This is a genomic window from Pseudomonas oleovorans subsp. oleovorans, from assembly GCF_002197815.1.
GTDB lineage: Bacteria > Pseudomonadota > Gammaproteobacteria > Pseudomonadales > Pseudomonadaceae > Aquipseudomonas > Aquipseudomonas oleovorans.
Map to the genome: position 1 here is coordinate 62,966 of NZ_NIUB01000021.1, position 13,913 is coordinate 76,878.

The 13,913-nt window shown below is 59.4% G+C and carries 8 protein-coding genes, 1 tRNA gene and 4 pseudogenes; 9 read left to right on the forward strand and 4 right to left on the reverse strand.

Annotated features, from left to right (window positions below):
- Nucleotides 1-20: 20 nt before the first annotated feature.
- Nucleotides 21-710 carry a crotonase/enoyl-CoA hydratase family protein gene (locus tag PSOLE_RS13975; RefSeq protein ID WP_003460095.1) on the reverse strand — a complete coding sequence of 230 codons (690 nt, stop codon included), beginning with the start codon at nt 708-710 and terminating at the stop codon, nt 21-23.
- A 187-nt stretch (nt 711-897) separates the two neighbouring features.
- Between PSOLE_RS13975 and PSOLE_RS13980 the strand changes: the two genes are divergently transcribed.
- From PSOLE_RS13980 to PSOLE_RS23755, 4 genes and pseudogenes are all read left to right on the forward strand, one after another.
- Entirely contained in the window at nt 898-1,116 is a 219-nt protein-coding gene (locus PSOLE_RS13980) for a hypothetical protein (RefSeq protein ID WP_003460096.1), read from the forward strand.
- 93 nt (nt 1,117-1,209) lie between these two features.
- Nucleotides 1,210-1,299: transfer RNA gene (locus PSOLE_RS13985), tRNA-Ser, on the forward strand.
- 181 nt (nt 1,300-1,480) lie between these two features.
- Nucleotides 1,481-1,570: pseudogene (locus tag PSOLE_RS25185) on the forward strand (DUF6538 domain-containing protein); the annotation flags it as partial.
- 93 nt (nt 1,571-1,663) lie between these two features.
- Nucleotides 1,664-2,269 carry a hypothetical protein gene (locus PSOLE_RS23755; protein WP_128578545.1) on the forward strand — a complete coding sequence of 202 codons (606 nt, stop codon included), beginning with the start codon at nt 1,664-1,666 and terminating at the stop codon, nt 2,267-2,269.
- 59 nt (nt 2,270-2,328) lie between these two features.
- Here PSOLE_RS23755 and tnpC read toward each other — a convergent pair.
- The 3 genes and pseudogenes from tnpC to PSOLE_RS14005 form a co-directional block, all read right to left on the reverse strand.
- A pseudogene (gene tnpC / locus PSOLE_RS13995) lies at nt 2,329-3,018 on the reverse strand (IS66 family transposase); the annotation flags it as partial.
- Between the two features lie 33 nt (nt 3,019-3,051).
- Nucleotides 3,052-4,313: pseudogene (locus tag PSOLE_RS14000) on the reverse strand (OprD family porin).
- 323 nt (nt 4,314-4,636) lie between these two features.
- Entirely contained in the window at nt 4,637-5,764 is a 1,128-nt protein-coding gene (locus PSOLE_RS14005; protein WP_003460110.1) for a YkvI family membrane protein, read from the reverse strand.
- 456 nt (nt 5,765-6,220) lie between these two features.
- Here PSOLE_RS14005 and PSOLE_RS14010 point away from each other — a divergent pair, with 456 nt between their 5' ends.
- The 5 genes and pseudogenes from PSOLE_RS14010 (at nt 6,221) to PSOLE_RS14030 (ending at nt 13,893) form a co-directional block, all read left to right on the forward strand.
- A complete protein-coding gene (locus PSOLE_RS14010; protein WP_169713328.1) occupies nt 6,221-7,240 on the forward strand; it encodes a GlxA family transcriptional regulator in 1,020 nt (339 codons plus the stop codon).
- Nucleotides 7,241-7,526: 286 nt separating this feature from the next.
- Nucleotides 7,527-8,783, forward strand: a pseudogene (locus PSOLE_RS14015) (efflux RND transporter periplasmic adaptor subunit); the annotation flags it as partial.
- A complete protein-coding gene (locus PSOLE_RS14020; RefSeq protein WP_074860364.1) occupies nt 8,780-11,932 on the forward strand; it encodes an efflux RND transporter permease subunit in 3,153 nt (1,050 codons plus the stop codon). The pseudogene PSOLE_RS14015 and the gene PSOLE_RS14020, both read left to right, overlap by 4 nt.
- A 145-nt stretch (nt 11,933-12,077) precedes the next feature.
- Nucleotides 12,078-12,410 carry a DUF2790 domain-containing protein gene (locus PSOLE_RS14025; protein WP_004574339.1) on the forward strand — a complete coding sequence of 111 codons (333 nt, stop codon included), beginning with the start codon at nt 12,078-12,080 and terminating at the stop codon, nt 12,408-12,410.
- A gap of 157 nt (nt 12,411-12,567) precedes the next feature.
- Nucleotides 12,568-13,893 carry an OprD family porin gene (locus tag PSOLE_RS14030; RefSeq protein WP_074860366.1) on the forward strand — a complete coding sequence of 442 codons (1,326 nt, stop codon included), beginning with the start codon at nt 12,568-12,570 and terminating at the stop codon, nt 13,891-13,893.
- The last annotated feature ends 20 nt before the right edge of the window (nt 13,894-13,913 follow it).

A 13,913-nucleotide genomic window follows, 5' to 3' on the forward strand; every position in this document is an offset into this window, starting at 1 on the left:
ATTTATGGGGTACCGAGTGCTTACAGCAGGTGTTGCTTGTCCATTTCGATGGCGGCATCGAGGGTTTCCAGCAGCGCCTTGCGCACCTTCAGCTTGGTGTTCTTGTGCGCGGTCATGTTGATCTTCTTCATCTGCTGCGCCACCGCCTGAGTGGTAGCCAGCAATTGCTCGGCCGGCACCACCTTGTCCAGGAAGCCGGCCTCTACCGCGCCAGCCGGGTCGAACATCTCGCCATTGATCACCGAACGGTGGAACGCCGACTTGCGCAGACGATCACGGGCCAGCTCGATACCGACGTGGTGCATGGTCATGCCGATCTGTACTTCATTCAGGCCGATATTGAACGGACCTTCCACACCGATACGGTAATCGGCCGACAGCAGGATGAAAGCACCCTTGGCCACGGCATGCCCCGGGCAGGCGACGATGATCGGGTAGGGGTGGGCGAGCATGCGTCGCGCCAGCGTGGAGCCAGCAGCCACCAGGTTGATTGCATTCTGCGGGCCGGATGTCATCACCTTCAGGTCATAGCCGCCGGAAAGAATCCCCGGCTGGCCAGTGATGACGACGATGGCGCGATCCTGCTCGGCGCGGTCGAGGGCGGCATTGAACGCAGCGATCACGTCAGGCGAGATGGCATTGACCTTACCATTGCTCAGGGTGAGGGTGGCGATGCCGTCTTCGAGTTGATAGCTGATCAGGTCGCTCATGGCGGTTTTCCTTGTTGGAGCCTTGGGGGCGAATGTTGGCAGAAGGTACTCAGCCGAAGCGCTCTGGTAAAGCGCCGCGGCTGACTGGCTGGTCAGTGTTTTTGCCTATCGCGGCGATGCCGGATGGCAATTGGTCGAACGCAAAGCCAGGCCTTTAAGGTGAGCAGCGAACCGAAGGAGCTGCCCCATGAACACTCTCTACTCCATCCTTTATATGGTCACTGTGACCGGCCTGCTGCTGGCATCGGTCGTGCTCAGCGAAACCCTCTACCTGCGCAGCCCATCCGGCGTGCTGCTGCTATTCGGCTTGGGTCTGCTCATGTCCCTGGGTTTTCTGCTGTTCGGCCACATTCGCTTCGACGAGCAGCCCTGCGAGAAGCGCGAGGAAAACCCGCTTCGCTCTTAAGCGCATGAATCCTTTAAAAAAAATTTGCCATCGGGAAAACATTCGACTACATTAGCGCGCCTCGACGGGGTAAACGCTAAAACGTCGAGATCCGGTGAAGTGTCCGAGTGGTTGAAGGAGCACGCCTGGAAAGTGTGTATACGGGAAACCGTATCAAGAGTTCGAATCTCTTCTTCACCGCCACTTTCAATAAGCCCTTGATTTTCTTAGAGAATCAGGGGTTTTTTGTTTCAGCTAGACGCCTTTCTGATCCCATAGGTACAGAAGGGTGGTACAGATGCACGTCATGACCAAGCCGTGGAAGCATCCTCGTTCGGGGATTTTTTACCTCTGCCGTGAAGTCCCCGAAGACATCTGACAGATCATCGGTAAGCGCGAATGGAAGGTCTCACTCAGAACCCGAGACTTCGCCACTGCCCGTCCTCGTTTCGCATCGGAGCTGATCCGTTGTGAGGACATCTTCTTCCCAGCCAGAGAGCAACTCGCTGGCCGTCCACGAGTTCTAGCCTCTGATGCCCCCAAGCTCGCCGATAGGTGGGCGCAAGCTGTGCTTGAGTCATGGGAAGGCAAGCCGGAGGATCTCACCGATTTTCTGATCCAGCCTCTTGATGGCGATGACGCCACCGGTGTCCAGCTTGCCTGTGATGTTGTCGATAGCAGCAGCTACAAGGTTCGCCAGAACGCTGTAGAAGGGTTCATGAAGTCGGTGCTGGCTGAGCACCATTTGCCTGTTCCTGATGCCTCTGAGCCCGCCTACAGGTCTCTGGTGGATGCGTTCTACAGCCGCTGGTGTGACCTCTGCAGGATGGCACTGGCGCGCTTTGCAGGTGACTGGCGAGAAGCCATGGAGCTTCCGTTCGTTGAGAAGTCACTCGCGGTGGAGCAGAAGGTTGCAGAGAACAAGCTGAGCGGCCCCAGGCTTTCAGAAGTCTTCCGTAAATGGGCGGATGACAAGCGCCTGACAGATGGCGATACCCGCAGCACCAACAAGACCATCTCCGAGTTTGGCGCAACGGTCACGCGCTTCGTTGAGCTATACGGCGACCTTCATGTACCCCGGATCACCCGTGCGCTTTGCCAGGAGGTCAAGACGGCACTGAGCAAGCTGCCGACAAAGGGCGAGGCATTCGCGGGCTGGCTGCTCCGGAATTGATTGCCAAGGCTGAGGCGGAGTAACCGCTCCATAAACCCCGTCCTGGCGGACGGTTTTTTTCAGGAAGCAGAGGCAGAAGCTGGCGAGCAGTTCCACGGCAGCAGCGCTTCGTAATCCTCGACGCTACTGGCGGTCGGCAGGCGTTCAAGGATGTGGCGCAACCAGGCGTAAGGCTCTTGCCCGTTGGCTTTGGCAGTTTCGATCAGGCTGTAGATCTGCGCGCTGGCCGTGGCACCCTTGGGCGTGTCGCTGAACAGCCAGTTCTTGCGGCCGATGACGAAGGGACGGATGGCGTTCTCGGCGCGGTTGTTGTCGATCGGTAGATGCCCGCCTTCGACGTAGCGCACCAATCTGCTCCAGTTGTTGGCCAAGTAGTTTACCGCCTTGCCCAGGGCCGTCTGCCCAGCGACCTGCGGCTGGGTTTTGTCCAGCCAGGCCTTGAGTTGGTCGATCAGGGGCTGGCTGCGTTGCTGGCGGACGTCGAGGCGTTCGCTATGGTCAGCGTCCTTCAGGTCACGCTCGATGCCGTAGAGCTTGTTGATCAGGCTCAGCGCCACGTCGGCACGCCCAGTCTTGCCCTTGGGCTGCACCTTTTGGGCTTCGACGAACTTGCGTCGCGCATGCGCCCAGCAGCCCAGGCGTTCGATGCCGTCGCGTGCAGCCACGGCGTTGTAGCCGGCGTAGTCGTCGGTCATCAGGTAGCCGCGGTAGCCATCGAGCAGGCGTAGCGGCACATCCTGCGCGGCTGAGAACTGCCCCGGCCAAGGCCGGGGCAGCGACCATCAGAGGATGCTCAGCGGGTATTCGACAAAGGCACGGATCTCGTTGAGATCCGGCCCTACGTCGGTGCTGGAGCGGTAGATGGAGTTACGCAGGCGCAGGTGCAGATCCTTGGCAGCGCCACTCTGGATGGTGTAGCCGATCTGGTTGAAGATCTCGCGCTCGGTGCCGTTGTTGTCGCTGCCGGTATCGATGTTGTCACCGCGTACGTAGGCGAACTTGTAGCGCAGACCCGGCACACCGTACTCGGCAAAATCCAGCTCGTAGCTGGCCTGCCAGGAGCGCTCGTCCTTCAGGTTGAAGTCCGAGTAGTATGAGTTTGCTAGGTAGATGCTGGAACCGCCATCACCGTAGTCATAAGCAAAGCCGGCATCGCCGCTGTTGCGCTGATGCGCTGATGCGCGACGATGAAGGCATGGGCGCCAATGCTGTACTTGGCCGCCAGGCTCCAGATGGTGTTGCGATCACCCTGGCCGTCACCGCCGAGATCCACCGCGGCCACCGAGCCGGTGTCGTACTTGGTGCGGTAGATGTTGAAGTCGAAATTGAGCGCCTGATCCGCTGCCAGCGCCAGATTGTAATTGACGTTGGCGTAGTAGCGTTTGTACATGTCCTCGAGATCGGCGTGATACGCCGCCAGGCTCAAATCGTCGCTGACGGCGTAACTGCCGCCGAGCACATCAATGCTCTTGAGGCGATTGGGGTCGCGTGCCGAGTCGCCCATCGGGCTGTCCGCGGTGAAGCGGCCTGCATTCAGCTCCAGGCCTTCGATCTCGTTGCTGGTGACCAGCGTGCCGGTGAACGACTGTGGCAGCAGACGGCTGTCGTCATGGGCCAGAACCGGCAGGGAAGGGAACTGGTTGCCGTACTTGATCACGGTATTGGAGACGCGCAGCTTCACCGCACCGCCAGCCTGGGACAGGTCGTCCACCGGGCGACCTTCGCTGTCGGTGTCGAAGAAGGCGCGATAGTTGCGGCCGCGACCGCTGTCGAGCTTGACCCCGAGCAGGCCGAAAGCATCGACGCCGAAGCCGACGGTGCCCTGAGTGAATCCGGACTCGAAGGTGGCGATGAAACCCTGCCCCCAGGTCTTGGCGTCGTTGGTGTTGTCCTTGTAGTCACGGTTGAAATAGGCGTTGCGCAGCAACAGATTGAGACTGGCGTCTTCGACGAAACCATTGGTTTCGGACTGACTGCTGGCGTGAGCCAACGGCCCGCCCAGCGCGAGACTGCAAGCCAGCGCGAGACAGTGCTTCTTGTGCATGGGGGCTCCGGTGTTGGTGTGCTGTTCTAAACGCGCCTTACATCGAGGTAAGGCCCGGCCCAGAGGGCGCGCTTAGAGTTATCAGCCTGTCTGCAGATGCACTATTCGAGCTGATCGATGATCACTATCAACGACTTCGATGCGGTGTTCGGGGGGATCGGCGATAGGCTTCTCCCCGATGAAGATTCCATAGGCGGCGGTTATTGCAACAATCCCGGAAGCCGTCGCCCTGGCTCCTCTTCATCTCCTTTGGTTAAGACTTCGGCCGCCTGGTTATCCAGCGGCCTTTTTTATTGGGCGCCAGGCAGAGCACATGCCGCGCATCAGGGACGGGAGGGAATGGCCGCCCCCGACTTGAACAACCGCGTGCGGATATCCTTGGCCAGCATCAGGAAGAGCAGGGCGAAACCCACGTAGCCATTGATCACGTAGACGATATTGATCAGGCGGTCGAAGGGGATGGCCAGGCCGACCACTGTGCCGATCACCGCGAGCAGCACCAGCAGGAGGCGGTGACGCGGGCTGTCTTCGTCCGGGGCGAAGCGCTTTACCGGTGTCCATAGCAGTGGGGCTGCGGTGGTGAAGATGGCGACGAAGACGATGAGCGAGAAGCCGAGAGCCAGCGACGGATGGATCTTGGCCACCAGTACCAGCGTGGGAATCTGCGTGCCGGCCACGTCGTCGAGATGGGCGGCCAGGCCCAGCATCAGGGCCAGCACAGCCAGGCTGAACAACACCGCGCCCAGCGTCGCACCCCAGCAGGCTTCTTTTCTGCTGGAAGCCGATTTGCCCAGGTTGGTCATGAACACTGCCAGCCACATCATGCAGAAGCCGACATAGGAGGCGCAGGCGATCAACCAGTCGCTGCTGGCTTGCAGGATAGCGCCGTCGTTTACCAGCGGCTCCAGCTTGGCTTCATAGTCCAGCAGCCCGGCAGGTGCCATTGCATAGCCGATGATGCCGATGACGATGGCCAGAACGCTCAACAGCGGGCCAATCGAGCCGATGATCGCCACTAGGCGCTTGAAGCCGAAGAACAGTGACACCAGGGTGAGGGCGCCCATTGTCACGCCGCCGACCCAGCTCGGCCAGCCGAATTGCTGATGCAGCGCGGCTCCCGCACCGGCGATCATCACCCAGAAGGACATGAACAGGAACACGACCGAGAAATAATCGAAGAAGTTGCCGATTAGCCTGCCGCAATAATACTGGTAAATACTTTTAGGCTCGGCGAACTGCTGTTCATGGCCGGCGCTGACGAAACTGACATTGACATAGACGAACAGCAGCAACATCAGGGCAATACTGGCGATACCGGCATAACCGTATGCAACGAAGTACTGCATGATTTCTTGTCCGGTGGTGAAACCAGAACCGACCAGCAGGGCGATCAATGATCCGCCTATCAAAATTACGCGTGTCAGACGCACTGGATTGTTGTTCTGAGTCATAGGTATTTCCCTTTTGTTGAGGCTGCCGTGTCGCAAGGCTTCGGCGCGGTATCCGAACTTAACATCCCGTTTTAGCGGTTCTTTCTGACTCGCTTTGGCATGAGATGGAAAAAACATTACGCCGGTCGTGTGGTTTTTAGTGCGGCTATAAGCGGCATGGATTCGTCTGTTTGCGACGCCCCGTTGAACTGGCGTTCCGAAATAATTCCGGATTTGCCGAGCGCGCGATAATCGGGAAGAATCCAGCTAGCAATGTCCTGGCTGGCTGCCAATGAAATGGAGAGGAGGGCATATGTACTCGAAAATACGAGCCAGCCCTGGCAACGGATACATCGATAGAAGGTTGAATATCCAAAAGCCGCATGCGCTACATGCGATTGCCGATAACAAATCCAATAAAACGTAGTTCGGATGAAGGTCTAGAAATTGTTACCCAGACGTAGTTTCAGCGAAGCCATGCAGGGGCAGAACCTGCGCTTCATGGAGGACAGGAAAAAACCGCTCCAGCAGGCTCGGGTAGGTTTTCTGTTGCTCGAGCATTTCTCCTTGCCGGCCTACACCCAAGCACTCGACACCATGGTCACGGCCAACCTGATCAATCCTGACTGCTTCGCGACCGAGTCCTTCAGCCTGAGTGGCGAGTCGGTCACCAGCGACCTGGGGCTGGTGATCTGTCCCGACGCACAATTGCAACTGCCGCATCTGGCGCAGATGGATCTCCTGGTGGTCTGCGGCGGCCTGCGCACGCCGCTGAAGGCTTCGCCTGCGCTGAGCGCCTTGCTGCACGCGGCCGACAAGCAGGCCGTGGAACTGGCCGGACTGTGGAACGGCGCCTGGTTCCTGGGGCAGGCCGGGCTGCTGGATGGGCACAAGTGCGCGATCCATCCGGAGAATCGCGCCGTACTGGCCGAGATCGCCAAGAACAGCCAGGTGACCAGCGAGAGCTACATGGTCGATGGCAACCGGCTGACGGCCGCCAGCCCCAATGGCGCCTTCCACATGGTGATGGACTGGATCCGCAAACGCCATGGTCGCGAGCTGGCCGATGGCATCGTCGACATTCTGGCCTTCGAAGAGTCGCGCTACCGCCGCGCACGGCCGGCGCTGCACGAGAAAATGAGCGAGCCGTTGCGCAACGTGGTGCAACTGATGAGCGCCAATATCGAAGAGCCGCTGAGCCTGAGCCAGATCGCCCAGTACGTCGGACGCTTCAGACGGCAGATCGAGCGGCTGTTCCAGGAACAGATGGCCACCACGCCAGTGCGTTATTACCTGGAGCTGCGCCTGACCGAAGGGCGACGTCTGCTGCAGCATGCCGATCTGCCGATTCTCGACGTGTCGCTGGCTTGCGGGTTCGTCTCGCCGAGTCATTTCAGCAAATGCTACGCAGCGTTCTATGGCTATTCGCCATCGAAGGAAATGCGCTTAGGCAACGTCCGCTCGCCAAAACCCATGACCCCTGATGCCAGTGCTTAGAGGCATCGGCGTCCATTCGCATAATATATATTATGTTAAATTACATATAGGTGAGATGGACCTCTCACCTTGTGACCTTGTGATCGGGTGAATTTGAAACAGAAAGCACCTGAACACCTCTCTCGTGAGCGGTTTGGAAGCAAAATTTGAAACTTCATCTTCTGTGAATCGACAAATTTGAGACTCCAAGGAGACACCTTCAGGGTATGACACACGGGCCGCGTGGATGCGAACTGCTCTTTGACAGCATTGGAAAGCAATGTGGGGCTCCACCTGCTTGTTGGAAGTCAATTTGGAACTTGTCCCTAAATACGCAGGATCCGAGCAGGATCCGTCTGTCCTGAGCATCCCCGCTCAAGCCGTGCAGAACCTCGGAATGCGAACCTCGATGGTGATCCGAGGTGTACTGCCCTCGGATATCGAGGCGGTGGGTTCCCTGGCCTATAACCAGCGAGAAGTGGCGAACCTCCAGGCCCGCGCCGGCGGATTCGTCGAGCGGGTTTACGGTCGCGCCCCGGGCGATGTGCTGCCTGCCGGAGCCCCCCTGGTCGACCTGCTGATTCCCGAATGGTCCGCCGCGCAGTTGGAGTTCCTGGCGGTACTGCGTACCGCTGACACTCGCTTGATAAGTGCGGCCCAAGAGCGCCTGCGCCTGCTTGGCATGCCTCAAACGTTGATCGAGCAGGTCCGCCGCAGCGGCAAACCACGGGCGGTGCAAACCCTCACCACACCTATCAGCGGCGAGCTCCAAGCCTTGCAGGTACGCGCCGGGATGACCGTCGAAGCCGGGCAGGATCTGGCGTTGATTAACGGGCTATCCAGTGTCTGGCTCGATGCGGCGATACCCGAGGCCATGGCCGGAAGTATCCAGGTCGGGGACGAGATCCGCGCCAACCTGACGGCCTTTCCTGATCGACCGCTGCTGGGCCGCGTCATAGCCTTGCTGCCGAGTGCCGATCCGCAAACACGCACGCTCACGGTACGCAGCGAGCTACCCAACCCTGCCGGTAAGTTGCGCCCCGGCATGTTCGCCGCCGTACGCCTGAACAGTGCCGTCGAACAATCCACGCTTCTTGTGCCGAGTGAAGCCGTGATTCGCACCGGGAAGCGTGCGTTGGTGATGCTGGTAGAAGGCGATGGGCGCTACCGCCCCCTGGAAATAACCTTGGGCCGCGAGGCTGATGGGCGTCTGGAGGTGTTGTCCGGTCTTGAGGAGGGTCAGGCGGTCGTTACCTCCGGCCAGTTCCTCATCGATTCGGAGGCCAGCCTACAGGGTGTCATGGCCAGCCATGCCGAGCAGGACAATAAGAAGGAACTACATGAGGCCCATGGTGTGATTCGTGCTCTGGACGCGGAGTCAGTCACCCTGGAGCACGGGCCCTTCGAGAGCCTGAATATGCCAGGTATGACCATGGCTTTTCCATTGGTCAGCTCAGAAGTAGCTGTGGGACTTAAGCCAGGAGATCACGTACGTATCGGCGCCCGCCAGAAAAACTCCGGCCTGATGATCGAGCAGCTCAGCAAGGAAGGAGACCAGCCATGATCGCACGCCTGATCCACTGGTCTATCGGCAATCGCTTTCTGGTGCTGCTGGCGACCCTGTTCATCACCGCCCTGGGCGTCTGGTCGCTGCGCAACACGCCGTTGGATGCACTGCCGGACCTGTCCGATACCCAGGTCATCATCAGAACCAGCTTTCCCGGACAGGCGCCGCAGATCGTCGAGAACCAGGTGACCTACCCACTGGCGACCACCATGCTCTCGGTACCGGGGGCGAAGACGGTGCGCGGCTACTCGTTCTTTGGTGACTCATTCGTTTATGTGCTGTTCGAGGACGATACCGACCTCTACTGGGCGCGCTCGCGCGTATTGGAGTACCTCAACCAGGCGCAGGAGCGCCTGCCCGAGGGTGTTACCACCACCCTCGGGCCGGATGCCACCGGCGTGGGCTGGATCTACCAGTACGCCTTGGTCGACCGCAGCGGCCAGCATGATCTTGCCCAGCTGCGGGCACTGCAGGACTGGTTCCTCAAGTACGAACTCAAGAGCCTGCCCAACGTAGCCGAAGTGGCCACCCTCGGCGGCATGGTCAAGCAATACCAAGTGCTGCTCGATCCGCAGAAGCTGGTGGCTTATGGGGTAACTCAGCAGGAGGTCGAAGCGGCGCTGAAGAGCGCCAATCAGGAAACCGGCGGCGCCATCCTGGAGCTGGCAGAGCGCGAGTACATGGTCCGGGCTTCAGGTTATCTAGAGAGCCTGGCGGATTTCCGCAATGTGCCGCTGCGGGCTTCGGCCAGCGGAGTTCCGGTGCTGCTGGGTCAGGTGGCCACCATTCAGTTGGGGCCAGAGATGCGTCGTGGCATTGCCGAGCTGGATGGCCAGGGTGAAGTGGTCGGTGGCGTGGTCATCCTGCGCTCCGGCAAGAATGCCCGGGACACCATCGCTGCCGTGAAGACCAAGCTGGACAGCCTGAAAGCCAGCCTGCCCACCGGCGTCGAAGTGGTCACTACCTATGACCGTTCGCAACTGATCGACCGTGCCATCGACAACCTCAGCTACAAGCTGCTGGAAGAGTTCGTGGTGGTTGCCTTGGTTTGCCTGATCTTTCTCTGGCACCTGCGTTCGTCGCTGGTGGCGATCATCACCCTGCCCCTGGGCATCCTGATGGCCTTCATCGTCATGCGCTACCAGGGCGTCAATGCCAACATCATGTCGCTCGGCGGGATCGCCATCGCCATCGGCGCCATGGTCGATGCCGCCGTGGTGATGATCGAGAACGCGCACAAGCACATCGAGGCCTGGAAGGCTCGACACCCCGGTGAACCGCTTCAGGGCGAGGCGCACTGGCGGGTGATCGGCGAAGCTGCGGCCGAGGTCGGGCCGGCGCTGTTCTTCAGCCTTTTGATCATCACCCTATCGTTCCTCCCGGTCTTTACCCTGGAGGCCCAGGAGGGTCGCCTGTTTGGCCCGCTGGCATTCACCAAGACCTATGCCATGGCTGCCGCTGCCGCCGGACTCTCGGTCACCTTGGTACCGGTGCTGATGGGCTACTGGATTCGCGGGCATATCCCCAGCGAACAACAGAACCCCTTGAACCGCTGGCTGATCGGCGCATACCGGCCGGTACTGGAGTGGGTGCTGGCTTGGCCAAAAGTGACCCTGGCGCTGGCCTTGCTGGTCTTTTTGTCCAGTCTCTGGCCCCTCAGCAGACTTGGAGGAGAGTTTCTGCCGCCCATGGACGAGGGCGACCTGTTGTACATGCCCTCGGCCCTGCCCGGCTTGCCGGCGAGCAAGGCAACCCAGTTGCTGCAGCAAACCAACAGGATGATCCTCACGGTGCCCGAAGTGGCACGGGTATTCGGCAAGGCCGGGCGAGCAGAGACCGCCACCGATCCAGCACCGCTGGAAATGTTCGAGACCACGGTGCAGTTCAAACCACGCGATCAATGGCGCGCGGGGATGACACCCGAAAAGCTGATCGAGGAACTGGATCGCGCGGTAAAAGTTCCGGGGCTGTCCAATATCTGGGTGCCGCCCATCCGCAACCGCATCGACATGCTGGCGACGGGGATCAAGAGCCCCATTGGGGTGAAAGTGTCCGGAACCTCCTTGGTCGACATCGAGCGCATAACGCGCGATATCGAGGCCGTGGCCAAAGAGGTGCCTGGGGTGAGTTCGGCCTTGGCAGAACGCCTTACTGGCGGCCGTTACGTGGACATCCAGATCGATCGACTGGCCGCGGCGCGCTATGGCCTGAGCATCGCCGATGTGCAGGCGGTGGTATCGGGCGCCATCGGCGGCAGCAATATTGGTGAGACGGTTGAAGGACTGGCCCGCTTCCCGATCAACCTGCGCTATCCCAAGGAGTGGCGAGACAGTCCGCAGGCACTACGGCGTATGCCGATCCTCACGCAAGCCGGCCAGCAGATCACCTTGGGCACCGTCGCCCAGGTTAGTCTGACCGAAGGGCCGCCAATGCTGCGCAGCGAGAACGGGCGTCTGTCCGGTTGGGTCTATGTCGATGTCCGCGGGCGCGACCTGGCCTCGACCGTGCGCGAGCTGCAGCAGCGCGTCGCCGAGCGGGTACAACTCGACGCCGGCATGACCGTCTCCTACTCCGGTCAGTTCGAATTCCTCGAGCGCGCCAATGCGCGGCTGGCCTGGGTGGTGCCGGCGACCTTGTTGATCATCTTCGTGCTGCTTTACCTGACCTTCAGCCGCTTCGGTGAGGCCCTACTGATCATGGCAACCCTGCCCTTCGCCCTATCGGGCGGCATCTGGCTGCTCTACTGGTTCGGCTTCAACCTCTCGGTCGCCACCGGCGTGGGCTTCATTGCCCTGGCCGGCGTCTCGGCAGAGTTCGGGGTAATCATGCTGCTGTACCTGAAGAATGCCTGGCATGCACGTATAGATTCCGGGCGCAGCGGTGATCCGGCCCTACTGGAGGCAATTCGTGAAGGTGCAGTGCTGCGCGTGAGGCCCAAGGTGATGACGGTGGCCGTGATCATCGCCGGCCTGCTGCCAATCCTCTGGGGCGGTGGTGCCGGTTCCGAGGTGATGAAGCGCATCGCCGCGCCCATGGTCGGCGGCATGATTACCGCGCCGCTGATGTCCATGCTGGTTTTGCCGGCCGCCTACTGGCTGATGCGAAGGCAGCGTACACAGAAGGTTCGCGCACCGCAGGAGCTATAGCTTTACAAACCCGGGCAAGCCACGCGCCAAGCTGACTCGCCCGGGTAACGCGGCAGGAAGCATTACGGCGATGTAACTTTGACTTCATTTTTATGACAGGTTGAGCGGATATATTTTAATCACCACCTTGAAGGAGTGATTAAACATGAAAAGCCTCAAAGTTATTGCAGCCCTTGCCGCTATGGTTGTTTCCTCTGCCACTCTGGCAGAAGGCGGCGCTGATCGTGTTTATGGTCGGATGATTCAGGCCAATGAGCAGGCCATGCAAGAGTATGCTGCCGCTAACGGAAAGAATCCGCCTGAAGTTATTCATTACCGCTACGGCATGAAACTCGATATCGCCAGGGTCGTGGCCACTACCCCGACGGACTCTAGCTGCGGTGTGATGCCGGCCCAGATGACCTACGAGGACTCCAATGGCGATCTGAATATTCTTGAATACCGGGCAGCCGGGACAGGTTGCCGTAATCAAAACTAGATAAATGACATCGCGCTGACTGAAATGTAATTTCCAAGTCACCCTGACGTTATTTGGCATGTGGAAATATGACCAAGGCGTGCCTGGCTATGCCCGGCGCGCTTGGCACATATATGCGACCACACAATGACAACTGCCAATAACATCAGGAGCATTTATGAATAACAGAACCCTGTTAGGACTTTCTCTGCTCACTCTGAGCGTCAGTACCGGGCAAGCTGCAATGGCCGCCGGCGAGAAAGGCGAGGGATTTATCGAAGGCAGCAGCCTGACCATCCTCAATCGAAACCTCTACTTCAACCGCGATTTCCGTAAAGGCCAGTCCAGCAGCTCGGGTAATGGCTATTCGGAAGAGTGGGCGCATGGCGTGATAGGCCGATTCGAGTCTGGTTTCACCGAGGGCACCATAGGTTTTGGTGTCGATGCCTTTGCCATGCTAGGGCTCAAGCTTGACACCGGCGACGGCCGTTCTGGAGCCGGCGGCACAGTCGACGTGATGCCTTACAACAGCCTCGGGCAGGCTGAGGACAACTACTCAAAACTGGGGGGCGCGGTGAAAACTCGGTTCATGGATACCGAGATCAAGGTAGGCGACGTCTTTCCCGTCAGCCCGGTCGTCCAATACGGTGATGCACGGCTTTTACCGGAGAGTTTCCGAGGTGTCACCGTGGTCAACAGCAGCGTGGAAGGACTGTCGCTTCAGGGCGGTCGCCTCCACTCGATGAGCCAACCCAATACCAGCAGCATGCGCGACGGCTTCGCTACCTTCTACGCGGGCGAAGTGGACTCGCCATGGATCGCCTATTTCGGTGGTGATTACACGCTTAATGACAACGTCGGCTTTAGTCTCTACACCAGCCGCCTCAAGGATGCCTGGAATCAATATTACGCGGGCACCACGCTGAGCTACCCGCTTGCGGACGATGTCGCCTTGATCGGCGGGCTGAACTACTACAAGGCGGTCGATGAAGGGAGGCAGCTCCTCGGGAGCTTCGATAACAACATCTGGAGCGGCAAGGTCGGCATCCAATTCGGCGCTCATACAGTGCTGGTGGGTCTCCAGCGCAACAATGGCGATGATGACTTCGACTACTTGCGCCAATCGGACTCCATCTACCTCGACAACTCCATCCAGTACAGCGACTTCAACTCGCCGAAGGAGAAGTCATGGCAAGTGCGCTATGACCTGGATATGGAGCCTTTCGGTGTGCCTGGATTGAGCTTCATGACTCGATATGCCCAGGGCTGGGATGCCGACTACAGCAACGCCAACGAAGTCTATATGCGCCGTGATGACAACGGCGATCCGTTGACCAACCAGAAGCGCTGGGAGCGGGACATCGAGGCCAAGTACGTTGTGCAGTCTGGGTCGTTGAAGGACATGTCCTTTCGCATTCGACAAGCCACGACTCGCGCCACCGACTTCGAGTCGGATTTGGATGAGTTCCGCCTGATTGTCGAGTACCCGCTGGAAGTTCTCTAACCCTGGCAAGCGAGCGGGTT